This window comes from Methylocystis sp. Uni0008 (assembly GCF_056838045.1).
In genome coordinates, this window is record NZ_CM166370.1 from 1459777 (window position 1) to 1484453 (window position 24677).

The window sequence follows — 24677 nt, forward strand, 5'->3', positions numbered from 1 at the left end:
CGCGCCGCCCTACGCATCACGAATCTTTTCGATCAAGCTGAAGGAGTCGGCTCATGGCCTTCGCCGTGAAGAATCACGTCCTGTATTTCGGCGACAAGCCTGTCGCTCAAAAGCCAACGCCCAACATCGGCGGCGTTTTGAAGCCGTCGCTGTTGATCATGCATTACACCGCATCGCAATCGGCCAAGGGCGCGGTTTCCTGGCTGTGCAATCCGAACGCGAAGGCGTCGGCGCATCTCGTCATCGATCTCGACGGCGCGGTGACCCAGCTCGCGCCTTTCAACCGGGTCGCGTGGCACGCAGGCAAGAGCGTCTGGAAGCGACGCGCCAACTGCAACGCCTTCTCGATCGGCGTCGAGCTGACCAACGCCGGCCCTCTGACGAAGCTCGCCAACGGCAAATTCGCCGACGCATACGGGAGAAGCGTGCCCGCGAGCCAGGTGGCGATGCTCGCGCACAAACTCGATAGGGGCGCGGAAAAGCCCTGGATGATCTATCCCGCCGCTCAGATCGCCGCCGCCGTCGAAATCGCGAAGGCGCTTTGCCAGACCTACGGCATCAGCGAGATCGCCGGTCACGACGATATTGCGCCGACGCGCAAGCGCGATCCCGGACCCGCCTTCGCCATGGACTCATTTGTCTCACGCGTCCTTGGCCGCAAGTGAACCGCGCCGGCGGCTTTCCGGCATCACGAAAGGGAAACTCCATGCAGGGTTATCGCACCTATGTCGCAGCGGGGCTCGTCGCGCTCTTCGGCGCGCTCGCGTCGACAGACTGGATCGCTTTTCTCAACGATCCGAAGGCGGGCGCCGTGGCGATCGGTTCGGCGGCGTTGATGGCGATCATGCGCAGCATCACCTCGACGCCGCCCGGAACCGCGTGACGTGTTCAAGCTCATCGCGCTGTGCTTCGTCGCCGCCGCCGGCGTCGTCGCCTATGCGCTGGGACGCGCGACGCTGGCGCGTCTTGTCGCCGGCGGCGGCGATCGGGAGAAGGCGCGCCGCGCTGAAGACGCGCTGCGCGCCGCCAGGCGTCAGGCCGAAATCATGGTTGAGCGCAGGAGCGTCGAAGATGTTGCGCAAGATCTCGATCACGGGCGCTTTTAGCCTTGTGCTCGCGGCGTGCCAGTCGACGGGCGGCGGCTGTCCGCCGCTCGTCGCCTACTCGCTCGAAGAGCAGAAAATTGCGGCGAAGCAGTTGCGCGCCTTGCCCAAAAACGCGCCTCTCGCCGCCATGATCGTGGATTACAGGAAAATGCGCGACGCCTGCCGCGCCTCGGGAAGCTGAGGCGCGCGAGCCGCAGTTTGTGACTATTCATTGCGCATTCATGGCTTTCGGCCGAGTATGCGCCGGGGAGAGGCGCATGCTGGCCGCCAGAGGTTGTTGGAGACGGGCGCTCACCGTCGCCGCCCTTGCGGCGACGGCCGCTTTCGCGCGTCCCAGCGGCGCCCGAGCCGAGGAGGCCCAGCCGCGCCTGCAATGCTTCACCATGGCGCAGGCGCGCGTCAAAATGGAAGCGAACAAACTCGCCGATCCCTTCCAGTGCATGCGGGAGACGGCCCATCGGCTGCAGGGCGAGCCGCTCGGCGCGCGGCTATGCCAGTTGAGCGAGGGACTTATCTATGAGATCAGTCTGCTGCGCCGGGACGGCCATATCGTCAAAATACTTGTCGACGCGTTCAGCGGCCGGCCTCAATCTGGCTCGATTGACGCTGCTCCTATAGCCAAATGAATCGAAGCAGGCAGGGAGGACGCATTGCGGCTGCTCGTCGTTGAAGACGACAAGGACCTGAACCGTCAGATCGTTCGTGCGCTAGAACAGTCGGGGTACGCGGTGGACCGCGCCTTCGATGGCGAGGAAGGATACCACCTTGGCGAAACCGAGCCCTATGACGCCGTCGTCCTCGACATCGGCCTTCCCAAGAAAGACGGCGTCACGATCCTGGAAGAATGGCGCGCCGCCGGACGCGACATGCCGGTGCTGATCCTGACAGCGCGCGATCGCTGGAGCGACAAGGTGCAGGGCTTCGACGCAGGCGCCGACGATTATGTCGCCAAGCCCTTCCACATGGAGGAAGTGCTGGCGCGCATCCGCGCGCTGCTGCGGCGGGCGACCGGCCATGCGACCAACGAGATCGTCTGCGGCGCTGTGCGGCTCGACACCAAGGCCGGTCGTGTCGTCGTCGACGGCGCGCCAGTGAAGCTCACTTCGCACGAATACCGGCTGCTCGCCTATTTGATGCATCACAGCGGACGCGTCGTTTCCCGCAGCGAGATCATCGAACATCTCTACGATCAGGATTTCGATCGCGACTCGAACACGGTCGAAGTCTTCGTAGGCAGGCTGCGCAAAAAGCTTGGCGTCGATTTGATCCAGACCGTGCGCGGACTTGGCTACATGGCGGCCGCGCCGGCTAAGGACGCCGGCGATAAACGCTAGGCGCATGCGCCTGCCCTTCGCCGCCATCCGCTCCATCGCCGCGCGGCTGTTCTTGACCGCGGCGGCGATGAGTTCGGTCGTGCTGCTCGTCGCCAGCGTTCTTCTCACGGCCTACTACCGGAGCGAAGCGGAAGAAGTGTTCGAGCGACGCCTCGACGTTTACCTTCGCGCCATCGTGGCGGACGTCTCGGAGTCCGGACAGGAGGGACGCACAGGGCCCGGCCAGCTCGGCGATCCGCAATTCGAATTGCCGGGCTCGGGCTGGTACTGGCAGATCACGCGGCTCGACGACAAGTCGCATGAGATCAAGGCGTCCCGCTCGCTCTTCGCCGGCATGCTGCCGAAGCTTTCCGATCTTGGCGTGCCGGCCGAGGTCGGCGGCTTTCGCCGCGGCTACGGATACGGCCCCGACGGGCGCAGGCTGCGCATCGTCGAGCGCGTCATCGATGTCGGCGACGTCGGCATCTATCTCGTGCAGGTCGCGGGCAGCGGCGAAGAAATGGAAGAGCAGATCGCGCGTTTTCGCTTCGCGCTGATCGTCGCCTTCGCGGCGCTCGCCATCGCGCTCGCCATCGGCGCCGCCTTTCAGGTCCATTTCGGCCTGCGGCCCTTGAGGCAATTGCAGCGCGAACTGGCGTCGATCCGCCGCGGCGAACGGGAGCGCATCATGGGCGGCTACCCGAGCGAAGTCGCGCCGCTTGCCGACGAGCTCAATCTGCTCATCAGCGCCAATCGCGACATCCTCGAACGCGCGCGAACGCAAGTCGGCAATCTCGCCCATGCGTTGAAGACGCCGCTCTCCGTCATCGTCAACGAAGCCGATGCCGCGCCCGGGCAACTCGCGGGGAAAGTTCAGGAACAGGCGCAGATCATGCGCGACCAGATTTCCTTTTATCTCGACCGCGCCCGCGCCGCCGCGCGCGGGGGCGCGCTTGGCGCGGCGACGCAGATTGCGCCCTCGATCGAGGCTTTGCTGCGCGCCTTCAGCAAAATCTACGGCGAGAAGGGCGTTATCTTCGCCGGAGGCGCCGATCCGCGTCTGCGCTTTCTCGGCGAGCGCCAGGATCTCGAGGAGATGATCGGCAATCTGCTGGACAACGCCGGCAAATGGGCCAAAAGCCGCGTCACGATCGAGGTCTCCGTCGAAGCCAGCGGCGACGGCGCGTCGCGACCGGCGCTGCGCGTCACCATCGACGACGACGGACTGGGACTCGCGTCGCATCTTCGCGCAGCGGCGACACAGCGCGGGCGCCGTCTCGACGAAACCAAGCCTGGGTCAGGTCTCGGCCTCTCGATCGTCGTCGATCTTGCCGCCGCCTATGGCGGCACGCTGCAACTCAACGACAGTCCCAGCGGAGGTTTGCGCGCCGAACTTCGGCTGCCGGGATTTTGAAGCGCGGCGTTGGCGAACGCTGCGCCTGATCATTGACCGAGGCTTCTCGCCTTGCGCTTCATTCTTCCTCAAGATCGAAATCGAGAATGGCGACCTGCAGCGTGAAGCTCGAAAGCTTCGGATCGTCAGCCGAGATGACGCCTAGGAATTCGCCGTCGGAATTGAGTTCGACTGAGTCGGTCTTGCGTCCGCGCGCCGCGATCGACAGGCGATCGTTTTCGAACAGCTTGCGCAAATAGGACTGCAGCACTTCGCGACCCACGGGAACTTTCATCTCGAAAGCGAAAGAGCGATCGCCGTCCTCGTCATCAACTGAGATCGACGCGATCCTTCGCTCGCCAAGATGGACGGCCGCGTCGTCCGGATTTTTCGGATCCGCGGTGACGCGAATGCCGTCGTTGCCAAGCGAACGGCGCAAGAAGGACTGCAATTTTCGTAATTCGGTCTTGTCCAAGCGCCCGCCCTCGGTCTTCGGTTGGCGTCACTCCTCTGCCATGACGCTCGTCGCCGAGCAAGTACGCATGAAAAAGCCCGGCGGCAAGCCGCCGGGCATGATCTCGAAGCGCTTACGTCCTATTCGCCGGCCGCCTTGAGGCGCTTGTTGCACTCGCTCCAGAACTTAGGCCAAGTGATCTTGGGATTGGTCTTCTTCAGTTCGCGACTTGTCGACTTCCATTCCGCGCCGCATTTCTTCTCGCGCTCGCGCATCGTCGATTTCGTGTCGGGTTTGGCGGGCGGCGTGGTCGCCGCTGGCGGCTCGACGGGCTTTGCTTCGGTGGCGGGCGGAGGAGTCGGCTCGGCTGGCTTGGCCTCGGTCGCCGGCGGCGGCGTCGGCTTCGACTCTGCGGCGGGCGGCGGCGCCTCGGCGGGTTTTGATTCGGCCGGCTTCGCCTGCTCAGCCAACCGCGCGCGGCAGGCCTTCAGAAATTCCTGCCAGCTCTGCCCGCCGAGTTCGTTGGCGGCCTTGGCGGCCTGATATTGCGATCCGCATTCCTTCAAAACATTGGCCTGCGCAAACGCGGCCCCCGAACCCGCGGCCATGGCGACGGCCACGGCCAGAGCGCCGGCCGCAGCATTAGAAACAGCGATACGGATCCCCATATAAATCTCCATTGATGGACGGCGCGAACTGAGCCGCAGTGCTTGCGACGGCGCAATGAAGCAGGACGCGCGCCATCTGCGTCCGCCGTGGGCGACGATAGTCCCAACTTGGTTGTGAACGCAATCCGAACGCGCGATAAAGCCTCAGGATGCGGCGCTTCTCGTCCGCATCGCGAAGGTGAGTCTTGGCAAGCGTTCGGGAACAGCCGGCAAGTTGGCGCGACCTCGGCGTCGCCTCCCATGAAGACGGGCTCAAGCGATGCCCTTGGCCCGGCGTCGATCCGCTTTATCTCGCCTATCATGACGATGAATGGGGCCGGCCCGAGCGGGATGGTCGGGCGCTCTTCGAGAAGCTGACGCTCGACGGTTTTCAGGCCGGACTTTCGTGGATCACCATCTTGCGCAAGCGCGAGGCTTTTCGCGCAGCTTTCGCGGGCTTCGATCCGGCGCGCGTCGCGAGATTTGATCAGAAGCAGATCGCAGCGCTGATGCGCAATGATGCAATCGTGCGCAATCGAGCAAAAATCGAAGGCACCGTGCTTTCAGCGCAGGCGTGGCTGGAGATCGAAGCGGCGACGGGCTTTTCGGATTATCTGTGGGCCTTCGTCGACGGGCGGCCGATCGTCAATCACTGGACCCGTATGAGCGACGTGCCGACGCAAACGCCGCTCTCCGAACGCCTCTCCAAGGACCTCAAGGCGCGCGGCTTCAAATTCTGCGGACCGACGATCGTCTACGCCTTCATGCAGGCCGTGGGCATGGTGGACGATCATCTGGTCGGCTGCCATCGCCACTCAGGATGCGGCGGCTGACGCGATGCGCTCCCCTGTATCGACAAAGCGCGGGCGCTCCTCTCCCGATCAAGCGCCCCGCGCCTGGCAGCGCATGTTGTCGGGGCGCCGCCTCGATTTGCTCGATCCTTCGCCGCTCGACGTTGAAATCGAGGACATCGCGCATGGGCTCGCGCGGGTCGCAAGGTGGAACGGCCAAACCGTCGGTCCGCACATTTTTTCGGTCGCGCAGCACAGCCTGCTTGTGGAAAGGATCGCGAGCGCGATTGATCCCGCCATCGGCCGAACGGAGCGGCTCTTCATGCTGCTGCATGACGCGCCCGAATATGTGATCGGCGACATGATCTCGCCCTTCAAGGCGGTGATCGGCGGTGCCTACAGAACTGTGGAGGATCGCATCCTCGGCGCCATTCTGCTGCGTTTCTCGCTGCCGCCCGCGCCTTCCCCCGCACTGCGGCGCCTATGCAAAGAAGCGGATCGCGCAGCAGCTTTTTTCGAATCGGTGAAGCTGGCGGGCTTTACACGGAGCGAAGCCGAGCGCATCTTCGGCCGCCCGGCGATCCCGCCGCAGCCCTTCATGGACGAACTCGCGCCAACTCCCATCGAGGAGACGAAGGCGCGTTTTCTCGCTCGGTTCCGGGCGATCGACGAAAGTTGAAAGAAGAACGTCGGGGAGAGAAATGCCGTATGGGCGCTTGTACGTCTGTTCCCTGACCAAGGTCGTGGACACGGTGCGCGAAAGCGGCGCGCGCTCGCTGGTGACCATCCTTACCGCCGGGGCGTCGCTTGTTCGGCCTTGCGAAATCGCCCGCGAGCGCCATTTGCGCATCGCTGTCTCTGATATCGACGCGCCGCGGGAGGGGCATGTTCTCCCCGGCGAGGAACATATCGATCGGCTATTGGCTTTCCTTGAGGAATGGGACCGCTCCGCGCCGCTCGTCATTCACTGCTACGCCGGGGTGAGCCGTTCACCCGCGGCGGCCTATGTCGCGGCCTGCGCATTGGCGCCGCATCGCTGCGAATTGGAGATCGCGCGCGACCTGCGCCGCGCCTCGCCGACCGCGACCCCGAACAGACGGCTGGTCGCGCTCGCCGACGAAAGGCTCGGCCGCGGCGGCAGAATGTCCGCCGCCATCGCCGCCATCGGACGCGGGGCCGACTGCTATGAGGGAGCGCCTTTCGCCCTGGAATTCGCCGACGCCTAACCGGGCCGCCGAAGAGCTCGCGGCCATATCCCCGCCCGTCGAGATCGGCCTTACCGCAGCAATCGTCGCCGTTCGAGGCGACGAGCCGTTGATCCTGACGACGCGCGCCGACGGACCGGCGGGCGTCGCCGCCCTTCCCTCCGGTCCTTTCGATCCCATCCGCCATCGCACCTTCGAAATCGGGCTGCGCGAATGGGTCGCGGAGCAGACCGGCGCGCCGCTCGGCTATGTCGAACAGCTCTACACCTTCGGCGACCGCGGCCGGCATGCGCGCGCCGGCGATCGCGACCCTCATGTCGTCTCAGTCGGCTATCTCGCGTTGACCCGCATCCGCGACGACGAGGATCCGCGAGCGGGGGTCTGGCGGAGTTGGCACGATTTCTTTCCCTGGGAGGATTGGCGCAAAGGGCCGCCGGAAATTATCGAGGAGACGATCACGCCCGGTTTGACGAACTGGGTCGCCGAGGCGCCCGACGCCGTTTCCTTCTCGGGGGTTTCGCGCCGGGTGCGGGTCAATCTGCTCTTCGGCGGAAAGGGGCGTTCGTTCAACGAAGAGAACGTCCTTGAGCGCTACGAGCTGCTTTACGAGGCCGGACTTCTCGAAGAGGCGCTGCGGGACGGCCGCGAGTCTGCGCAGAAAAGGGCGCCGCTCGCGCCGCTCGGGACGCCCATGCGCCACGATCATCGCCGCATTCTGGCCACAGCCATGGGGAGACTGCGCGCCAAAATGAAATATCGCCCGGTGATCTTCGAGTTGATGGCGCCCGAGTTCACGCTCACCGAACTGCAGCGCACAGTAGAAGCCATCGCTGGCCGACATCTTCACAAGCAAAACTTCCGCCGTCTCGTCGAATCGACCGCCATTGTCGAGCCCACCGGCGAGATGTCCTTGAAGACAGGCGGGAGGCCTGCCGCTCTATTTCATTTTCGCCGCAATGTTCTGCAAGAAAGGCCGGCGCCAGGGCTTCGCGTCGGCATCCGCGGCTGATGTCGCGTCTTAACGGGAAGTTCACCGCGATAGGGTGAATGCTTGCTGAAACGAAAGCCGCAACGCGTAGAGTAGAGGTGCGTCTTGGGCTATTTGTCGCCGCCTCCCATGCCGGCGCCGGTCGTCGTCTATAAGGACGTGGGCGGCCTCGTCAGCGATTACGAGGCGATAACCGAACGCTATCGCCGCGAGAACCGCGAGGTCAGGCTGCATGAATGCCGGTCGGCCTGCACGCTGGCGCTCAGCCTGCCGAACGTCTGCGTCTATCCGGACGCGAAGGTCAAATTCCACCAAGCCTATAACGCCATCAATCGCGAGGTCGACCTCGGCGTCTCGTCGCGGCTTTTCGCGTCCTACCCCGCCGCGGTTCAGGCGCGGCTCGGCTATCTGACCCGGGAATATCGGGTGCTGTCGGGGACGGAGCTGATCGCCCTCGGCATGCGCAATTGCGAGAGCGGCCCGACCATGATCGCCAGCCGTCGGCAGAGAGCGCCAGCAATGGCTGTCGCCTCCGCCGGTCCCGCCGGTCAATCCGGCGCGAGCCTCGCCTCCTTCGGCGATATCGCGAACAAGGTGCAGTCGGCCGTCGCCACTGCGTTCTCCGGCGCGGGCGGCCAGCCGGCCGCTCCGATCCGCGTCGCGGTCGCCGATCGACAGCAGCTGACGAGTTTCGCCCGCGGCGCCGAAGAGGCGACGATGCTTCCCGAACCCGCGCCCTTGCCGCCGCACAGACCGCCGTCGGAGGCCTTCGCGCAAGACGCGCGACCGCTCTCTCCGGGCTACCTGCAACTCATCAGCGGGGCGCAGCCGATACTGGCTCCGCAGTTTGTGCGCACGGTGGCCTCGAACTGAGATGCGGCGAAGCTTGAGCAATTTTTCGCCACGATGTTGCCCTAGCGTCGGAAATGGTGGGGAATCAGGGCGGTAGTTATCGCCTAAGGGGCAAAGCGCGTCCAAGCGCGCATTCTGCATGTGATTTTTCGCCGTCGCCCCTCACGCTGTCCGGCGTCGCGGGCTCGCCTTGCGGACAAAAGTCTGAAGGTTTTGTTAGTTTCTGGGGCGACGTCGACTAAGACGCGCTTCAAGCGAGACGGGAAGCGACCCATTGACGACGCCTCGCTGCAACGTGCGCCTGAGTTCCTTTCCGCTTTCGACGGTCGCTGGCCTCGTCGCCTTTTGTCTGGCGACGCTCGTCCCGAAAATGACCGAAACGGCGGTCGCAAACGGCGACACGAGGACGATTCATCTTTATCACGCCCATACGCATGAATCGATTTCGGCGACTTACCTCGTCAACGGCCAGTATGACACCAACGTTCTGCAGCAGCTGAACTGGTTCCTGCGCGACTGGCGCCGCGACGAGCCGACCAATATGGACCCGCGCCTGTTCGACGTTGTGTGGGAGGCCTATCGCCACGCGGGCGCCGGCGATCAGGTCGTGAACGTCGTCTCCGCCTATCGCTCTCCCGAGACCAACGCCATGCTGCGCGCCCGTTCGCGCGCCGTGGCCAAATATTCCCAGCACATGCTCGGCAAGGCGATGGACACCACGATGCCGGGAATGCCGATGTCGCAGATCCGGGAGATCGGCATGCGCATGCAGCGCGGCGGCGTCGGCTATTACCCCAACGCCGGCACGCCCTTCGTCCATCTCGACGTGGGCAATGTGCGCCACTGGCCGCGGATGACCTACGACGAACTGGCGCGGCTTTTCCCTGACGGAAAGACCGTGCATTTGCCGACGAACAACCAGCCGCTGGCGCGCTATGAAGAGGCGCGCGCGGAAATCGAGGCCCGCGGCAACGGGGCCTATGTCGTCGCGCCACGCCGCTCTGTGGGCAATTTCTTCGCCATGCTGTTTGGCGGCGGCTCGGGCGCCGAAGAAGACGACGCAGAAATTACCGCGCCGGCGCCGAGCACCCGCAAGCAGTGGGCGTCGCTCGCGCCGCGGCCGACGCGCGGAGAAACCGACGAGCAGAGCGCCGTCGCCGAAACCGGCGGCTATCGCTACGGAGCGGAGGAGATGGCGCGCGCGCAAGCGGATCTGCCGCGGGGCGAAACGGCCGTCTCGGCGCCGCCCGAGTCTGCCGAGCAGGAGCTTTCCGCCAAGCTTCCCACGGTTCGAGCGCCGCTGCCGCCGCATCGCCCGAACTCGCTTGCCGCCCGTCTGGCGCGGGAAGCGGCGCCTGGAGAATCAGCCGCTGACGCAGAGTCGCGGCGTCCAGGCGAGCTGCGTAGCTCGGTCGAGTTTCAGCAAGCCAAGGCCGGCGACCGGAATTCGCGCGCGAGCGCGATGGATACGCCCGCGCGCAGATCCAAGCTCTCGTCCGCGCCCCTTCCCCCAAGCCGACCCTCGCGCCCCACCGCCAAAGCGACAAGCGCCATCGCGCGGCTGGTGGACTCGCCGAAGAACGAAAAAAAGTCGAAGTCGGCGGCTCATGAGTCGCTCGCCTATGCGCCTGAACCCTCGGAGCCCGCGCGAGCAACCGACCAGAACGCGAGAAACACCGCCAATGCGGCCGCCGAGGAGCCGGCCGCCCGAGGCGCAGCCACTCTTTTGGGATCATCCACGGGGCTTCGTTCGGCCGCGCGCTCCCGCGGAAGCGGCAAAACTACCAAGGAAGCGGGTCAGGCGCGCACTGAGTGAGCGCTAACCGTTCACAGTCTCCATAGTCGCGCTCGAATTGCGGGTGCCTGCGCGCAAGATTTATTCGAAAATAACCTACGGCAGGAGAGCAACGGCGTTTGCCGCGGCGACGCCGATAAGGATGGCTGCGCGCGCGGCGAAGTAAAGGGTGCCGGCAATAGCAAGCATTTTGATGAAGCCATAACCTTCAGGGTCAAACATGGCTCAAAATCCATTCCAGCAAGTCTGAACCACACGGGCGGATTCAGTCTTTCAGACAGACTAACCCCAACTTGCAAAGAATGTTCCGTTGCCCAGCCCAAGCGAAACGGCCCCCAGGAAGCCATCCCTGGCGCTGTAAAACGCGCCGACGAGAAGTCTTGCTGCGAAGGGTTCAGGCGAAAGCGGCGTCGAGCGACTTGGCGGCCTCGATCAGCGACCGGACCGACGCGACCGATTTTTCAAACATCGCGCGTTCAGCGTCGTCGAGCCGAATCTCCATCACCTTCTCGACGCCATTCGCCCCGATCACGACGGGGACGCCGACATAGAGTCCGTCGACGCCATATTGGCCGGTGAGATAGGCGGCGCAGGGCATCACCCTGCGCTTGTCCTTGAGATAGCTCTCGGCCATGGCGATCGCCGCGGTCGCCGGCGCATAATAGGCGGAGCCGGTCTTGAGAAGGCTGACGATCTCGCCGCCGCCCTTGCGCGTGCGCTCGACGATGGCGTCGATGCGCTCCTGCGTGGTCCACCCCATGGCGACGATATCCGGCAGGGGCACGCCCGCCACGGTCGAATAGCGCACCGACGGCACCATGTCGTCGCCATGGCCGCCCAGAACGAAGGCGCTCACGTCCTCGACCGAAACATTGAGCTCCTCGGCCAGGAAATACCGGAAGCGGGAAGAATCCAGCATGCCCGCCATGCCGACAATGCGGTTCGTCGGCAAGCCTGACGCCCTTTGCAGCGCCCAAACCATGACGTCGAGCGGATTGGTGATGCAGATGACGAAGGCGTTCGGCGCATACTGTTTAATGCCCGCGCCGACCTTGCCCATGACGCCGAGGTTTACGGACAGCAGATCGTCGCGGCTCATGCCCGGCTGACGCGGCACGCCGGCCGTAACGATGACGACGTCCGCGCCCTCGATCGCCGAATAGTCGGAGCCGCCGGAGAGTTTGGCGTCGAAGCTCGCGACGGGGGAGGATTGGGCGATGTCCAGCGCCTTCCCCTGGGGGACGCCGTCCACGATGTCGAAGAGAACGATGTCGCCTAATTCCTTGAGGCCGGCGAGATGGGCAAGCGTGCCGCCGATATTGCCGGCGCCGATCAAAGCGATTTTTCTTCTCGACATAATCAAACTCGTTCTTTGCTTCTCATGAACTGCTACCGCGCTTTTGCGGCGGTGGGAAGACTGCTCCGCGCCCGTTCCAGGCGGAGTCCAACCTCTGGCGAGAGCGTCTTTGCGCGCAATATCAAGCCGGGCGGCCGCCCCCGCGCGCGTTAATGTCGCAGGGATTGCGGCCCGTCGCGGCGCTGCTTACCTGCGAAGCTCGAGGGATGTGCGCCAATCCGGCGCGCGGGAAGGCTGGCAGATGAGGAAGATTTCGAAGCGGGTCTGGGCGGCGGTCATTGCGGCCGGCGCGATTGTTTATGGTTCAGCCGCCGCGCAGGCGGCGGACCCGGACGAGGCCGAGCTGCTCAACCATTTTGAAAAAGTCGACGTCTGGCATTTTCCCGTCGACTATACGGTGCGCTACAACAATCAGGACGTGATCGTCACCCGCGAGATGGTGGCGCAGCCCGCCCCTCAAGGCGAACTCTGCTACATCCGCTTCGATCTCATCAAGGGCGACGGCGACTATGGCTACGGCTTCAAGCCGGGCGGGCCACGTGACCGCCACTGGGGCGTCAATGTGCTGAAAAGAGGCACGGTTCTCAACCAGCTGGCGTCGCAGCTCAAGATGAACGTCGTTTACTTCTACGTGCAGGGGCCGAAATCCGAGGCGGCCAAAGCGGTGTGCGCCGGCAAGCAGAACGCGCCGACGCCGGCGGCGGGCAACGCCTATAAGGGCCCCTGGTCCGAACTCGTGACGAAATCGCGGCTGATCCACGGATGGCCGGCGGCGCCCTCGCCCTAGCGTCAGCAAGAAAGCGCCGGCGCCCGCGCGTGGCGCTGGACAGCGGCGAGCGGTTTTGTTATTCGCACGGCTCGTTCGAAGAAGCGTCGCGTTCGCGCGCGCTCTGCGAACGGGCGCATAGCTCAGTTGGTAGAGCAGCTGACTCTTAATCAGCGGGTCCAAGGTTCGAGCCCTTGTGCGCCCACCAATAAATCAAGTGTGACGAGAAATTTTGCCGCCCCTTCTGTGAGCGGCTTATGCAGCGGGTGGGCGCCGAGGTACGCGTCTGAACGCCTGGCGCGGCCGCGTTTGAAGGCGCAAGCCCCCGCTATGAGAAATCAGGCGCCGGCGGCGTAGAGAACCGCCCGCAGGTTCCTTCACGAAGGTGGAGAGTGGTCCTGCGAGGCTTTTAAACGCCCGCGAGGGGCTCGCTGCCGCTCATCCTGCTACGCCTCAGTGTTAATTCTGAAGCGACGCCATGCGCGCGTCGTCTGAGACGATTCATCGGTTTTCGTGGGCTGATCGTCGCACCTAGTCGTCGCGCCATCCCGACGGAACTCTTCAGCCGGATACCGCCACAGATGGTCGTGCCGATCTTTTCCTTTGGCGATAACCCGATCTGGTTCAAGCTCCTGATCGTCTCAATCTGCCTTTATTTCCTCGGCCGCTCCATGCGCAACGAACGCTTGCACAAGATCGGGAGTTTCGTGCGCGCGCTGGCGATCATCGCATTCATTTTATCGGGGCTCGCCTTTCTTTCTTGGCTTACCTCCTTTTGACGCGGCGTGACATGAACAGTCCGACCAACAACCCGATCAAGGCTCCTGTCGGCCCCGTGACGAAGGCGGATGTCATCACGATCTCAAGATCCTTATCGTGCATGTTGCCAGAGAAAAACGAGACGAGGGCTGCTCCGAGGGCTGCTCCAGCGGCATACCCGGCCAACAGGCCCAACATGGCGAAGATGACTCTACGCATTTTTGCTTTTCTCCTCTGGCCTGCGTTCGATGGACGTCTTTAGCTATTAGACGAGCGCCTGGTCGTCATCGCGCTCGGCGTTTGATACGGCGGCCCGATCAGACGAGGTCTGAGATCTTCTCTGGATGCGCCTTCGCGTAAAGAGTCCTGAGGACCACGCCAGAGGAATGGCCCACGAGAAGGACGCGAGGCGGCCAAAAGGAACCGCTCGGCGCGTTGCGGCCATGCGGATGTCGCTGGCCCAACCATGCCAATGCCGAGATGTCGGCATTGGCCAGCCCTTTAGGAGGAAAGCCCCTTCTCCTCTGATCGAGAAGAGGTCACCCCGGGTTTTGCCATCAAAGCGACGATCAAATAAAACGACGCTCTATTCCGATCATGACAAACACGGAAGCAGGACACGGCCAATGGCCTTCGAGATTCCTCGCAGCGCGTGGAAAGGATTAGTCGCGGTCGCTATCGCCGCCGCGACGGCGTTCACCGCCGCGACGTTCCTTTACACAGCCGAAAGCGCGCCGATCAAGGTCGGAATCCTGCATTCGCGCTCGGGGCCGATGGCGATCAGCGAGAATTCAATGGTCGATGCGGAGCTGCTTGCAATTGAGGAAATCAATGCGAGAAGCGGCGTATTGGGACGCAAGATTCAGCCCATCATCGCCGACGGCAAATCCGATTGGCCGACCTTCGCGAAGGAGGCCGAGCGCCTGATTACGGAGGAAAATGTATCCGTGATCTTTGGATGCTGGACTTCCGCGAGCCGTAAGACGGTCGCGCCGATTATCGAAAAATACGGTCAGCTCCTGGTCTATCCGATGGCCTATGAGGGACTCGAACAGTCTCCGAACATCATCTACACCGGGGCGGCGCCCAATCAGCAGGTCATTCCCGCGATCAAATGGAGCCTCGATCACATTGGCAAGAGAATCTATCTGATCGGCTCGGACTATGTGTGGCCGCACAGCATCAACGAAATCATGAAGGACACGATCCGCGCGCTTGGCGCGGAGCTTGTGGGCGAGGACTATATTTTCTTCGGAAGCGCCAACGTCTCCAGGGCGGTCGAAAAGATCAAGCTGGCGCAGCCGGACGTCGTTCTCAGTTCGGTCGTAGGCGATTCCAACAAGGCGTTCTACCAGGCGCTGACAGACAACGGACTATCGGCCAAGAAGTTGCCGGTCGTCTCCGTGAGCATCGGCGAAGAGGAGCTTCGCAGCCTGCCGATTGACAGCCTCCAAGGCCATTACAGCGCCTGGAGCTATTTCGAGGCGATCGACAAGCCGGCGAACGAGCGGTTCATACGCGCCTTTCGTCAAAGATATGGCGCCAACCGCGTGACGAGCGACGTTATTGCGACCTCTTACTTTAGCGTCATCTTATGGGCGAAGGCGGTTGAGGAGGCGCAGTCCTTCGACGTTCAGAGGGTGAAACGCACCATGCTGACCGAAACCCTCGACGCGCCCGAAGGTCTGGTGTCTGTCGATCCTTACACGCAGCATACGTGGCGGTCTTTCTCTGTCGGGAAGATTCGAACTGATGGCCGGATCGAACTCGTCTGGACGATCGATCGTCCGATCCGTCCCGTGCCCTATCCGCCGACCCGCACGAAAGCTGAATGGGAGGAATTTCTGACCGCCTTGTACAACAGATGGGGCGGTAGATGGGCGAATCCGATAGAGGCGGACTGATCCATGAAGTTCTCCAGCCTCGATTTTCTCCGAAGCTCGATCGGCGCCAAGATCATCTTCTGGTTCCTTGCGATCAATATCGTCTCCTGCGCCCTCCTCGCCTGGAGAACCTATGACATTTCGCGAGAGTCTCTCGAGCAGACGATTCAAACGTCGTTGCAGGTTGTCGCCAAGAAGAAAGTGGAGCAGCTGGAGACTCTGACGCTTGAAAAAATCAGAAGCGTCGAGTCTCTGATGCACAGCGCCTCGATTGCCGAGGCCACCCGGGAACTTTCTGAAGCCATAAGGACCGGCGGGAAAGACTCGGAGTCCTATCGGCAGGCTGTCGCGAAACACAGCCCGACTCTCAAACGCTTCTCCGACACGTTCAACTATGTCGACTGCGCGATTGTCTCGCCCGAAGGCTTCACGCTTTTCGCGCAATCGGACACGGCGCTTTCCAAGGCGAATTTGCTCGATGGACCATTCAAGGAAACAGAGCTTTCGGACACGATCGATCGGGCGCGCACATTGCTGCAGGCGGAAATCTCTGCCTTTGAGATCTATCCGGGACTGAAAGAACCTGCCGCCTTCATCGCGGGGCCAATTCTGGACAGCGGCGTCGTGATCGCCGTCATCGTCTTCCAGCTCGATAACCAAGAGCTATACGGCCTCATCAATGACTATACGGGTCTCGGCGAGACGGGAGAGGTGCTGGTCGCCGCCCGCGTCGATCAGGGCCAAATGGTCGTCGTCAACCCGCTGCGGCACGACGCTTCCAAGGCTTTCAGCATCAGGGCGCCGCTTGAGGGCGGCGCTTTTCCTGCGCTCGCCAGGGCGCTCGCCGGCGTCCATGGCTCGGGTCTTTTCGATGATCTCGAGAACCGGCCCGTCGTCGCCTCATGGACCTACGTTCCCTCCTTTCGATGGGGCATGGTCGTGCAGCAGAGCACGACGGAGGCCTTCGCGCTCACGCGTGCGCAAAAGGAGGCGACGCTCTGGCTGCTCTTTTTCATGATTCCGCCGATCATCGCTCTGGCCATGGGCGTCGCGCGCACGATCACCAAGCCCATCAAGACCGCTGTGGGCGTCGCCGAGAAAGTCGCGGCAGGAGACCTCGACGCAAAGTTCGAGATCGGCAGCCGCGATGAAACGGGGCACCTGCTGACGGCGATCCGCTCCATGACCGGGGAACTCCGCGAGCTTTACGGCTCCATGGAGGACAAGATACGAGCGCGCACGCGCGAACTTCAGCTCGCCAACGAGGAATTGTCGATGGCGCGCGTGACGGCCGAGGAAGCCAGCAAGACGAAGAGCGCCTTTCTCGCAAACATGAGTCATGAGCTGCGCACGCCACTCAACGCCATCATCGGCTATAGCGAGATGCTTCAGGAGAATGCGCTCGATAACGGCGACTCAGAGCCGATCGAGGATCTCAAAAGGATCGAGAGCGCGGGCCGGCACCTGCTCGGCCTGATCAACGATATTCTCGATCTTTCCAAGATTGAAGCCGGAAAGATGGACGTCTTCATCGAGAGGGTGGAGATCAACCCGCTCGTGAGTGAAGTCGTTTCAATCGTTCAGCCCCTCGCCGACAAGAACGGCAATATGATTGAGCTCTGCTGCCCTGAGGATGTGGGAGGCTTTCTGTCCGACGAAACGAAGGTCAAGCAGTGCCTGCTCAATCTCATGAGCAACGCAAACAAGTTCACGAGCCAAGGAAAGGTCGCCCTGACCGTCGAGCGGGGCGCCGACGCTTCCGTGGTTTTCCGCGTGTCGGACACCGGGCTCGGCATGACGGGGGAGCAACTATCCCGGCTGTTCCAGGCCTTCACCCAAGCGGACGCCTCGACCACGAAGCGCTTTGGCGGGACTGGGCTCGGGCTCGCGATCACCAGGCATTTCTGCAGGGCGCTCGGAGGCGACATCTCCGTCGAGAGCGCGCCGGGCGCAGGCTCGACCTTCACGATGAGGCTGCCGGACCGGCAAGAGTCGCTGGGGACCAAAGAACGGGCCGAGCCGACTTCGTCCCCGCCTCTGGTGACGATACTCGTCGTCGACGACGACGCGACAGCGCGCGACCTGCTCACACGAACCTTGGAGAACAAGGGTTATCGCGTAATCGCCGCGCGTCACGGGCTCGAGGCGCTGGCTCTGGCGAGACAGCACAAGCCACAAGCCATCACGCTCGATGTGATGATGCCGCAGCTCGACGGCTGGGGCGTGCTCAGGCAGCTCAAGGAGGATGACGAGCTGCGGAACATACCCGTCATCATGGTGACGATTCTCAATGAGCGCGCGCTGGCGATTCCGCTCGGCGCGGCGGAGCTTTTGACGAAGCCCGTCGACCGTCAGCGCCTGACGTCCCTGATAACGCATTATTGCGGGGCCTCGAGCGAGAATACGGTGCTCGTCATAGAGGACGACCCCGCGACGCGCGAGCTTCTTTGCCGCTGCGTTTCGGGCGCCGGCTACAAGGTCGAAGCCGCCACGAACGGGCGTGATGGGCTCGACTGGATCGATGAAAATCCGGCGCCGGACCTTATCCTTCTCGACCTGATGATGCCAAATCTCGACGGATTCGGTTTCTTGAGAGAATTGCGCAGGCGCCGCGCCTATGACCATTTGCCGGTCATCATCGTCACCGCGAAAGATCTCAGCGACGAGGATATTCGCAAGCTGAAAGAATTCCGTGCTGACGTCATCACCAAGGACCACGAATATCTTGAGGAGCTGCTGACGATTATGCGTCAGTGCCTCAATCCCAGCGCGGACGCCGTCCAAGCGCATTGACATCGGAGACAGTGTCGGTGGTGAAGATTTTGCTTGTCGAGGATAATGAGATGAACCGGGATATGCTGTCGCGGCGCCTCAGGCGCAATGGCTATGAAGTCGTGATCGCCATAGATGGCCAGCAGGGCGTCGAGATGGCCGCAGCCGAATCGCCAGATCTCATCCTGATGGACATGAGCCTGCCGGTCATCGATGGCTGGGAGGCCGCGCGCCGGGTCAGAGAAAACGAAGCGACGCGCAAGATTCCGGTGATCGCCCTCACAGCCCATGCAATGGCAGGGGACCGGGAGAAGGCGATCGAAGCGGGCTGCGACGACTATGACACGAAACCTGTCGAGATCACGCGTCTTCTGGGTAAGATCACGGCGCTGATTGAATCCGGCGCTTAGCGCCGTCTGCTCAATCGTTGTCTCGACGTCGTCTTATCGATGCGAGGCCGCTTGCTTCGCGCAGAGCGACGACTCCACCGGCTGAAACGCTCATGAGAAACACGACTCACGCATCTTGGGCGGCGAACGCGGGCGCGGTCCGGCTTTCAGGAAGAACAAGATGACGCCGCATGGCGTCCAGCCGCCCGCCGACAGGAGCGATCGCGCCCTGCTTGCCTATTTGCAGCAGGAGCTGAGCGCGCCCGCCGAGGCGATTGCGGGCTATGCCGAAATTTTGCTGGACGAGGCCGAGAGGAATGGTCACGGCGAATTTCGTGACGACCTTGAGAAAATCCGCGCCGCCAGCCATTCGCTGATTGATTTCATCGCGTCGCTCGTGAGCGGGTCCCGCGCGCCGGCGCGAGAGTCAAGCGAGGATTCCGAGGACTCCCGCCGCCTCTTGCGGCACAATCTGCGCACGCCGATCAACGCCATCAAAGGATATGGCGAGATGCTGCGCGAAGACGCAGAGGGCGTCGACGATGCGCGGGCGCTTGTCTCGGATCTCAATCGGCTTCTAGAGGAGGCGTCGCGCTTCCTTGAGCGCATCGACAGCCTTGTGAGCTTTTCGCTTCCCGAAGCCGAGGCGCCGGAAAAGAGCGCCGAGGTCGGCGCTGTTCCCGTCTCCGCCATGGTCGCACATCGCTTCGTCTCGTCCGTCCAGCCGATTTCCGAAGGCGAAGCCGAAGGTGTCGCCGGACTGCCGAGCCGGATTCTCGTGGTGGACGACAACGCGTCCAATCGCGAGCTCCTGAAACGCCGTCTGGAACGACAGGGCCACTCTGTCGCGCTGGCGGAAAACGGGTCTGGCTCGCTGGAGATGCTAAGGCAGGCGCCTTTTGATCTCATTTTGCTCGATCTGCTGATGCCGGATATCAGCGGCTTCGATGTGCTTTCGATCCTCAAGTCTGATCCTGCCTTGAGAGACATCCCAGTCATCGTGATATCCGCCTTGAACGAGATCGACTCCATCGTCAGATGCATCGAAGCGGGGGCCGAGGATTATCTCGCGAAACCTTTCGATCCGGTGCTTCTTCGCGCGCGCATCGGATCGTCGCTGGAGAAAAAGCATCTACGTGACCGAGAGCGCGAGGCGCTCGAAGCGCTGCGCATCGAAAAAGAGCGCTCCGAGCAGCTTCTCCTCAATATTCTTCCGGCGCCGATCGTCGGACGCCTGAAGAGCGGCGAAACGGTGATCGCCGATCATGTCAGCGACGTCACCATTCTGTTTGCGGATTTTGTCGGCTTCACCGAACTCTCTTCCAGGCTGCCGGCTCCCGATCTGGTCGGCGTATTGGGACGGGTTTTTTCGGCCTTCGACAGCCTCGCGCTCAAGTTCGGCGTCGAGAAGATCAAGACGATTGGCGACGCCTACATGGTCGCCTGTGGCCTCTTCGGCAATCGCGACGATCACGCGCACGCGGTCGCGGACATGGCGCTGGCGATGGCCGAAACTCTGGAAACGCTCAACGATACATTGCCTGCGCCGCTCGAGATCAGGATGGGCATAAATTCCGGCGACGTCGTCGCGGGCGTCATCGGCGCGCACAAGTTCATTTACGATATCTGGGGCGACGCGGTGAATATCGCGAGCCGGCTGGAGTCGAACAGCATGCCAGGCCGCATCCAGGTTTCACGGTCGACCTATGAGCATCTTTCCATGGACTTCGTTTTGACGCCGCGCGACGGCCTCGAAATCAAGGGCAAGGGCGCCATGGAAGCCTTTTTTCTGACCGGGAGAAAAGAGAGCGCAGCTTCCCGGTCGGACAAATAAGTTCGTCCGGGGCGCAATCGGCTTGAGGTTGAGCTTGTGCCGCTCACTCGTTCGAGTTGGGCGTCGCATGAATATGCTTCTTGAGAATTGCGGCGACGCCGCACTTTTTTGACTTCCACTGCGCCGTGAGCGCGCAGGACTGCTCGGTCACATCGGCTCGCAGTTCGGCTTGGCGGCCCTACGGTCGCCAACCAATTGCGCTAAATCTTTTTCGGGCGCCTCCCCCCGGCGCCCCATATCGTAACGGTGTCCGACGTGCGCCATCGCACCCGGCGCATCGACCAAAGCCAGATTCAATCTAAGCTCACGAACGATTGGCGCGCGGAGCGTTCCATTCCGGAGAAGTCAACGATGCCTCCAATTCCGCGATATCGCCCTCAGGCAAGTCAAAACGCTTTGGCGATCTTTCTTTCAGCCGGTTTCCGCCCCTTCTTCCTTTTTGCGGCACTTTGGGCCGCCGTCGGGCTGCCGCTCTCAATCGCCTATCTGGAGGCGGCGGCCGAACTGCCAACACGTTTCCCGCCCTCTCTGTGGCACGCGCATGAAATGGCCTTCGGTTTTGGCGGCGCAGTCGTCGCGGGCTTTTTGCTGACGGCGATTCCAAACTGGACTGGTCGGATGCCCCTGCAAGGCGCCCCGCTCGCCGGCCTCGTCGCCCTCTGGATCCTCGGCCGCATCGCCGTCCTGGCTTCGAAAAGCGAGCCTGCGCTTGTCTCGGCGGCGCTCGACCTCGCGTTTCCGGCGGTATTTATCTTCGTTGTCGCGCGCGAGATCGCCACGGGGCGGAACTGGCGCAACTTGCCCATGGTTGCGGCTCTTGCGCTTCTCTTCACCGGGAACTTGCTTACGCATCTCGAAGCGATGGACCTTGCCGCAACGGGCGCCATCGGGGCGCGCGTCGGCGTCGCGACGCTCGTCATGCTCATCGCCCTCATCGGCGGGCGCATCACGCCGAGCTTCACCCGCAACTGGCTGGTCAAGAATTCGCCGGCTGGAGTCGAGCCAGCCTCCTTCGGCGGGCTTGATCGTTTCGCGCTGGCGGCGACGCTCGTCGCGCTAATCGCCTGGGTCGCGTTCCCCGACGCCGGATTTACGGCGGTTCCGCTCATTGTCGCCGGCGCGGCGCTCTTTCTACGTCTTATTCGCTGGCGCGGCGTCAGCACGCGGGCGGAACCGATGCTTTTCGTGCTGCATCTGGGCTATGGCTGGGTTCCGTTGGCCTTCCTGCTCATGGGCGGCAACGAACTATTGGGGGCCACCGCTCCTGCAGCGCCTCTACATGCGCTCACCGTGGGCGCCATCGGAACAATGACGCTCGCGGTGATGACCCGCGCAACGCGCGGCCACACCGGTCGCCCGCTCGTCGCAGATCGGTGGACGGCCGCGATCTACGCCGCCATAACATTGGCGGCCATCCTGCGCATCGGCGCGCCTTTCACGGGCGAGCACTACTTCACAGCCCTCGCGGTCGCAGGCGGGATGTGGAGCCTGGCGTACGGCCTCTTCGTAGTGCTCTATTTCGGGATGTTGACGACGAAGCGCTTGCATCCAACGACGTAAAGGCGGGTTTGAGGCAAGGCCGACCAAGCTGACGACGTTTGTCACCCAAGCGCAAATACCCCAAGCGGGCTATGCGTGCGTGCGATGCTATAAATAAAAAGAAAAGCTGCGATCGCGCCGGCCATCGCCGCCAACCGCAACTTGAACGCCTTGGCTCGGAGCGCCCAGTAACCGAGAAAAATATAGAGCGGCAGCATGACCACGACCTTCATGGTCAGCCACGCGTCAACAAACGGGTATTGACGCGTGACGGCCGTCAGCATGAGGGCAGCCGTAAAGAGCACGGTATCAATCGAGTAGGAGGCAAGCCGCGCGACTATCGACAGCGGCCATGACGCGGCGAGCAAGTTTAAAGCGAGCGCGCGCATAAGGTAGAAGCCGCCGCTCGCGAGCGCCGCCGCGATGTGGACAGCGCGAATCTCGAAGTAATAGGCTTCCATGCAAGTGGCGGATCACGCCGCACGCTTCGCCGGTCCCGCCTCCAGTTCCCTGTCCTCCTGCTCCACTTCATGAGGCTGGCGGCGCGGCCGGAGCCACAGGCTGACAACGAACCAGGCGAAGGCCAATGCGCCTATCGAGAAGACCGTGTCGCCCGGCACGCGCATCCATACCAAAAGATCGACGATCGGCTGCTGCATGAACTGCTCAGAGCGGGCGTACCAATAACCTTCATTGATCGCGGCAAGGAGTTGCAGCGTGCCGAGCGGCAGGAGCGTGAACAACGCCATCATCGCCAGCCCCACGTTGAAGCACCAGAAGCTGATGCAGAGGATCTTCTCGTTCCAGACTAGTTCGGGCATCATGCCGCGCAGGCAGAACAACACGAGGCCGATGCCGAGCATCCCATAGACGCCGAACAGCGCTGTGTGGCCGTGCAGCGGGGTCAGGTTGAGCCCCTGCATGTAATAGAGCGAGAGCGGCGGGTTGATCAGGAAGCCGAACAGACCGGCTCCCACAAGATTCCAGAAGGAGACCGCGATGAAGAACAGCACGGGCCACTTATAGCGCTGCATCCACGGCGTGGCGCCGCAGAACCGCCAATGCTCATAGGCCTCGAAGCCGATGTAGGCGAGCGGCACGACTTCGAGCGCGGAGAAACTGGCGCCAAGCGCCAGCACCGACGTCGGAGTGCCGGCGAAATAGAGATGATGCAGTGTGCCGATCACGCCGCCGGCCATAAAGACGATGGTCGCGAACAGCACCGCCGAAGTTGCCGGCTTGACTGCGATCAGGCCAAGGCGGGTGAACAGGAAGGCGACGACGGCGGTGGCGAACACCTCGAAGAACCCTTCGACCCACAAGTGAACCAGCCACCACCGCCAATACTCGACCATCGACAGATGCGTATGCTCGTTCCACATCAGCCCCGCGCCGTAGAACAGGCCGATTGCAACGGTCGAGAGGAAGAAAAGAGCGACGATGGAGCGTGACTCATTTCGTACCAGCAGCGCCGGCCACAATGCGCGGCCGACGAGGATGAGCCACAGCAGCAATCCAATAAAGAGGAACCACTGCCAGAAACGCCCGATATCGGCATACTCCCAGCCCTGATGCCCGAACCAGAAATTGTGTTCCAGTCCCAGCCGTTGCATGACCGCGAGCCATTGGCCCGCGAAGGCGCCGACGACGATGATCAGCAAGCAGATCCAGAGCACATTCACCCCGAGCGCCTGGAACTTCGGCTCGTAGCCGGAAATCGCCGGCGCCATGTAGAGCCCAGTGCCCAGCCAGGCGGTGGCGATCCACAGGACGGCCAATTGCGTGTGCCAGGTGCGGGTAATCGAATAGGGGAGGATCTCCGCCATCGGGTAGCCGTAAAACAGCTGCCCCTCGACCTGGTAATGGGCGCTTATGGCGCCAAACAGGATCTGGACGAGAAACAGGGCAAGAAGCACCCAGAAATATTTCGCGGTCGCGCGCATCGATGGCGTGACCGTTACATTACGCAGCGGATCACGCGGGGGCACGTCACACGTCTCGCCGCCGCGCGCATGACTGACGGCGCGGTGCCAGCCGAGAAGCCCGATGCCGGCAAGCAGAAAAACCACGCTGAACGCAGACCAGATGAAGGTGGTTGCAGGCGGGCGGTTGTCGACCAACGGCTCGCTCGGCCAGTTGTTGGTGTAGGTGACGTGGCTTCCCGGCCGCTCCGTGGTCGCGGCCCAAGCTGTCCACCAGAAGAAAGCGCCTAGCGCCCGCCGATTAGCGGCGTCGGCGACAGTGCCGTTCTTCATTGCGTAGTTCTCGCGAAGCTCCGCGCTGCGCGGATCGTCGCCGAATAGGCTCTCATAGTGGCTAGAGACGAGGACGATCGCCTGAGCCCGCTCCTCAGACACAGTGATTGTCCCAGTTTTCGGATCGAACGTGTTTCGCCTCATCATCGGGCGCAGCCGTCCCCGCAGAGAACTCTGCTGCTCCTCGCTGAGATCAGCGTAGCGGCCGGCCGCGAACTCGCGGCGCGCCCAGGCGTCCAGGATGGCGACGAGTTCCCGGTGCTGCCAGTCGGCGGTCCAGTCCGGCGCGACGTAGCCGCCATGGCCCCAGACGGAGCCGAGTTGCATGCCGCCGATCGACTGCCATACCTGCCGGCCGCGCTGGATGTCGTCGATTGTATAGACCGTGCGGCCGCTTTCCGTAACGACGCGCTCCGGCAATGGCGGCGCCTTGACGCTGATTTCGCGGCCAATGAGCAAAAGCACGGTGAAGGAAAGCGCCAACAGGGCGACGAGCGAGATCCAGAGTTTACGCGCGCTTTCCACGACGCCCTCCTAGAACTCAACAGCGAAACGGCCGGTGCGGCGCATCCTAAAGGA

Annotated in this window: 27 protein-coding genes and 1 tRNA gene; 21 read left to right on the top strand and 7 right to left on the bottom strand. The window is 62.7% G+C overall.

Annotated features, from left to right (window positions below; genetic code table 11):
- Nucleotides 1–53 precede the first annotated feature (53 nt).
- The 7 genes from AC0X69_RS07155 (at nt 54) to AC0X69_RS07185 (ending at nt 3833) form a co-directional block, all read left to right on the top strand.
- On the top strand, nt 54–665 hold the full coding sequence (locus tag AC0X69_RS07155) for an N-acetylmuramoyl-L-alanine amidase (protein WP_482612697.1): 612 nt from the start codon (nt 54–56) through the stop codon (nt 663–665).
- 41 nt (nt 666–706) lie between these two features.
- On the top strand, nt 707–883 hold the full coding sequence (locus tag AC0X69_RS07160; RefSeq protein WP_482612699.1) for a hypothetical protein: 177 nt from the start codon (nt 707–709) through the stop codon (nt 881–883).
- A 1-nt stretch (nt 884) separates the two neighbouring features.
- A complete protein-coding gene (locus tag AC0X69_RS07165; RefSeq protein WP_482612701.1) occupies nt 885–1106 on the top strand; it encodes a hypothetical protein in 222 nt (73 codons plus the stop codon).
- Nucleotides 1072–1287, top strand: a complete 216-nt coding sequence (locus tag AC0X69_RS07170; protein WP_482612703.1) for a hypothetical protein — start codon at nt 1072–1074, stop codon at nt 1285–1287. Before AC0X69_RS07165 ends, AC0X69_RS07170 begins: the two co-directional genes overlap by 35 nt.
- Nucleotides 1288–1363: 76 nt before the next feature.
- Nucleotides 1364–1732: a PepSY domain-containing protein gene (locus AC0X69_RS07175; RefSeq protein ID WP_482612705.1), complete on the top strand. Its 369-nt coding sequence runs from the start codon at nt 1364–1366 to the stop codon at nt 1730–1732.
- Nucleotides 1733–1756: 24 nt separating this feature from the next.
- Entirely contained in the window at nt 1757–2440 is a 684-nt protein-coding gene (locus AC0X69_RS07180) for a response regulator transcription factor (protein ID WP_482612707.1), read from the top strand.
- A 4-nt stretch (nt 2441–2444) separates the two neighbouring features.
- A complete protein-coding gene (locus tag AC0X69_RS07185; protein ID WP_482612709.1) occupies nt 2445–3833 on the top strand; it encodes an ATP-binding protein in 1389 nt (462 codons plus the stop codon).
- Nucleotides 3834–3891: 58 nt separating this feature from the next.
- Here AC0X69_RS07185 and AC0X69_RS07190 read toward each other — a convergent pair whose 3' ends face one another.
- On the bottom strand, nt 3892–4287 hold the full coding sequence (locus tag AC0X69_RS07190; protein ID WP_482612711.1) for a DUF3126 family protein: 396 nt from the start codon (nt 4285–4287) through the stop codon (nt 3892–3894).
- Between the two features lie 119 nt (nt 4288–4406).
- On the bottom strand, nt 4407–4934 hold the full coding sequence (locus AC0X69_RS07195) for a hypothetical protein (protein WP_482612713.1): 528 nt from the start codon (nt 4932–4934) through the stop codon (nt 4407–4409).
- 185 nt (nt 4935–5119) lie between these two features.
- On the opposite strand from AC0X69_RS07195, the gene AC0X69_RS07200 reads away from it, so the two are divergent.
- The 6 genes from AC0X69_RS07200 (at nt 5120) to AC0X69_RS07225 (ending at nt 10565) form a co-directional block, all read left to right on the top strand.
- Nucleotides 5120–5746, top strand: a complete 627-nt coding sequence (locus tag AC0X69_RS07200; protein WP_482612715.1) for a DNA-3-methyladenine glycosylase I — start codon at nt 5120–5122, stop codon at nt 5744–5746.
- A gap of 4 nt (nt 5747–5750) precedes the next feature.
- A complete protein-coding gene (locus AC0X69_RS07205; protein ID WP_482612717.1) occupies nt 5751–6383 on the top strand; it encodes an HD domain-containing protein in 633 nt (210 codons plus the stop codon).
- 22 nt (nt 6384–6405) lie between these two features.
- A complete protein-coding gene (locus AC0X69_RS07210; RefSeq protein WP_482612719.1) occupies nt 6406–6930 on the top strand; it encodes a tyrosine phosphatase family protein in 525 nt (174 codons plus the stop codon).
- Nucleotides 6890–7918 carry an NUDIX hydrolase gene (locus tag AC0X69_RS07215; protein WP_482612721.1) on the top strand — a complete coding sequence of 343 codons (1029 nt, stop codon included), beginning with the start codon at nt 6890–6892 and terminating at the stop codon, nt 7916–7918. The genes AC0X69_RS07210 and AC0X69_RS07215 overlap by 41 nt, the downstream gene beginning before the upstream one ends.
- Nucleotides 7919–8002: 84 nt before the next feature.
- Nucleotides 8003–8770, top strand: a complete 768-nt coding sequence (locus AC0X69_RS07220) for a hypothetical protein (RefSeq protein ID WP_482612723.1) — start codon at nt 8003–8005, stop codon at nt 8768–8770.
- Between the two features lie 253 nt (nt 8771–9023).
- The gene (locus AC0X69_RS07225; RefSeq protein WP_482612725.1) at nt 9024–10565 is read left to right on the top strand and encodes a peptidoglycan L,D-endopeptidase MepK; all 1542 of its coding nucleotides are present in this window, start codon (nt 9024–9026) and stop codon (nt 10563–10565) included.
- A gap of 75 nt (nt 10566–10640) precedes the next feature.
- Here the strand turns inward: AC0X69_RS07225 and AC0X69_RS07230 are convergent, their stop codons facing one another.
- Both AC0X69_RS07230 and mdh read right to left on the bottom strand, forming a co-directional pair.
- Nucleotides 10641–10766: a hypothetical protein gene (locus AC0X69_RS07230; RefSeq protein WP_482612727.1), complete on the bottom strand. Its 126-nt coding sequence runs from the start codon at nt 10764–10766 to the stop codon at nt 10641–10643.
- Between the two features lie 172 nt (nt 10767–10938).
- Nucleotides 10939–11901 (bottom strand): malate dehydrogenase, encoded by a 963-nt coding sequence (gene mdh, locus AC0X69_RS07235; protein WP_482612729.1) that lies wholly within the window; start codon nt 11899–11901, stop codon nt 10939–10941.
- Nucleotides 11902–12142: 241 nt separating this feature from the next.
- Between mdh and AC0X69_RS07240 the strand changes: the two genes are divergently transcribed.
- The 3 genes from AC0X69_RS07240 (at nt 12143) to AC0X69_RS07250 (ending at nt 13446) form a co-directional block, all read left to right on the top strand.
- Nucleotides 12143–12688, top strand: a complete 546-nt coding sequence (locus AC0X69_RS07240) for a hypothetical protein (protein WP_482612731.1) — start codon at nt 12143–12145, stop codon at nt 12686–12688.
- A 111-nt stretch (nt 12689–12799) separates the two neighbouring features.
- Nucleotides 12800–12875, top strand: a tRNA-Lys gene (locus AC0X69_RS07245).
- A 373-nt stretch (nt 12876–13248) separates the two neighbouring features.
- Nucleotides 13249–13446 (top strand): hypothetical protein, encoded by a 198-nt coding sequence (locus tag AC0X69_RS07250; protein WP_482612733.1) that lies wholly within the window; start codon nt 13249–13251, stop codon nt 13444–13446.
- Here AC0X69_RS07250 and AC0X69_RS07255 read toward each other — a convergent pair.
- Nucleotides 13433–13645 carry a hypothetical protein gene (locus tag AC0X69_RS07255; RefSeq protein WP_482612735.1) on the bottom strand — a complete coding sequence of 71 codons (213 nt, stop codon included), beginning with the start codon at nt 13643–13645 and terminating at the stop codon, nt 13433–13435. The genes AC0X69_RS07250 and AC0X69_RS07255 overlap by 14 nt on opposite strands.
- Nucleotides 13646–14052: 407 nt before the next feature.
- Here AC0X69_RS07255 and AC0X69_RS07260 point away from each other — a divergent pair, with 407 nt between their 5' ends.
- The 5 genes from AC0X69_RS07260 (at nt 14053) to AC0X69_RS07280 (ending at nt 21864) form a co-directional block, all read left to right on the top strand.
- On the top strand, nt 14053–15330 hold the full coding sequence (locus AC0X69_RS07260) for an urea ABC transporter substrate-binding protein (RefSeq protein WP_482612737.1): 1278 nt from the start codon (nt 14053–14055) through the stop codon (nt 15328–15330).
- A 3-nt stretch (nt 15331–15333) separates the two neighbouring features.
- The gene (locus tag AC0X69_RS07265) at nt 15334–18102 is read left to right on the top strand and encodes a response regulator (protein ID WP_482612739.1); all 2769 of its coding nucleotides are present in this window, start codon (nt 15334–15336) and stop codon (nt 18100–18102) included.
- 17 nt (nt 18103–18119) lie between these two features.
- A complete protein-coding gene (locus tag AC0X69_RS07270; protein WP_175094698.1) occupies nt 18120–18491 on the top strand; it encodes a response regulator in 372 nt (123 codons plus the stop codon).
- A gap of 160 nt (nt 18492–18651) precedes the next feature.
- Nucleotides 18652–20304 (top strand): adenylate/guanylate cyclase domain-containing protein, encoded by a 1653-nt coding sequence (locus AC0X69_RS07275; protein ID WP_482612741.1) that lies wholly within the window; start codon nt 18652–18654, stop codon nt 20302–20304.
- A gap of 351 nt (nt 20305–20655) precedes the next feature.
- On the top strand, nt 20656–21864 hold the full coding sequence (locus AC0X69_RS07280; RefSeq protein ID WP_482612743.1) for an NnrS family protein: 1209 nt from the start codon (nt 20656–20658) through the stop codon (nt 21862–21864).
- Between the two features lie 41 nt (nt 21865–21905).
- On the opposite strand, the gene AC0X69_RS07285 is transcribed toward AC0X69_RS07280, so the two are convergent.
- Together AC0X69_RS07285 and AC0X69_RS07290 are read right to left on the bottom strand one after the other, a co-directional pair.
- On the bottom strand, nt 21906–22304 hold the full coding sequence (locus AC0X69_RS07285; RefSeq protein ID WP_482612745.1) for a SirB2 family protein: 399 nt from the start codon (nt 22302–22304) through the stop codon (nt 21906–21908).
- A 12-nt stretch (nt 22305–22316) separates the two neighbouring features.
- Nucleotides 22317–24623, bottom strand: a complete 2307-nt coding sequence (locus AC0X69_RS07290; protein ID WP_482612747.1) for a nitric-oxide reductase large subunit — start codon at nt 24621–24623, stop codon at nt 22317–22319.
- Nucleotides 24624–24677: the final 54 nt, after the last annotated feature.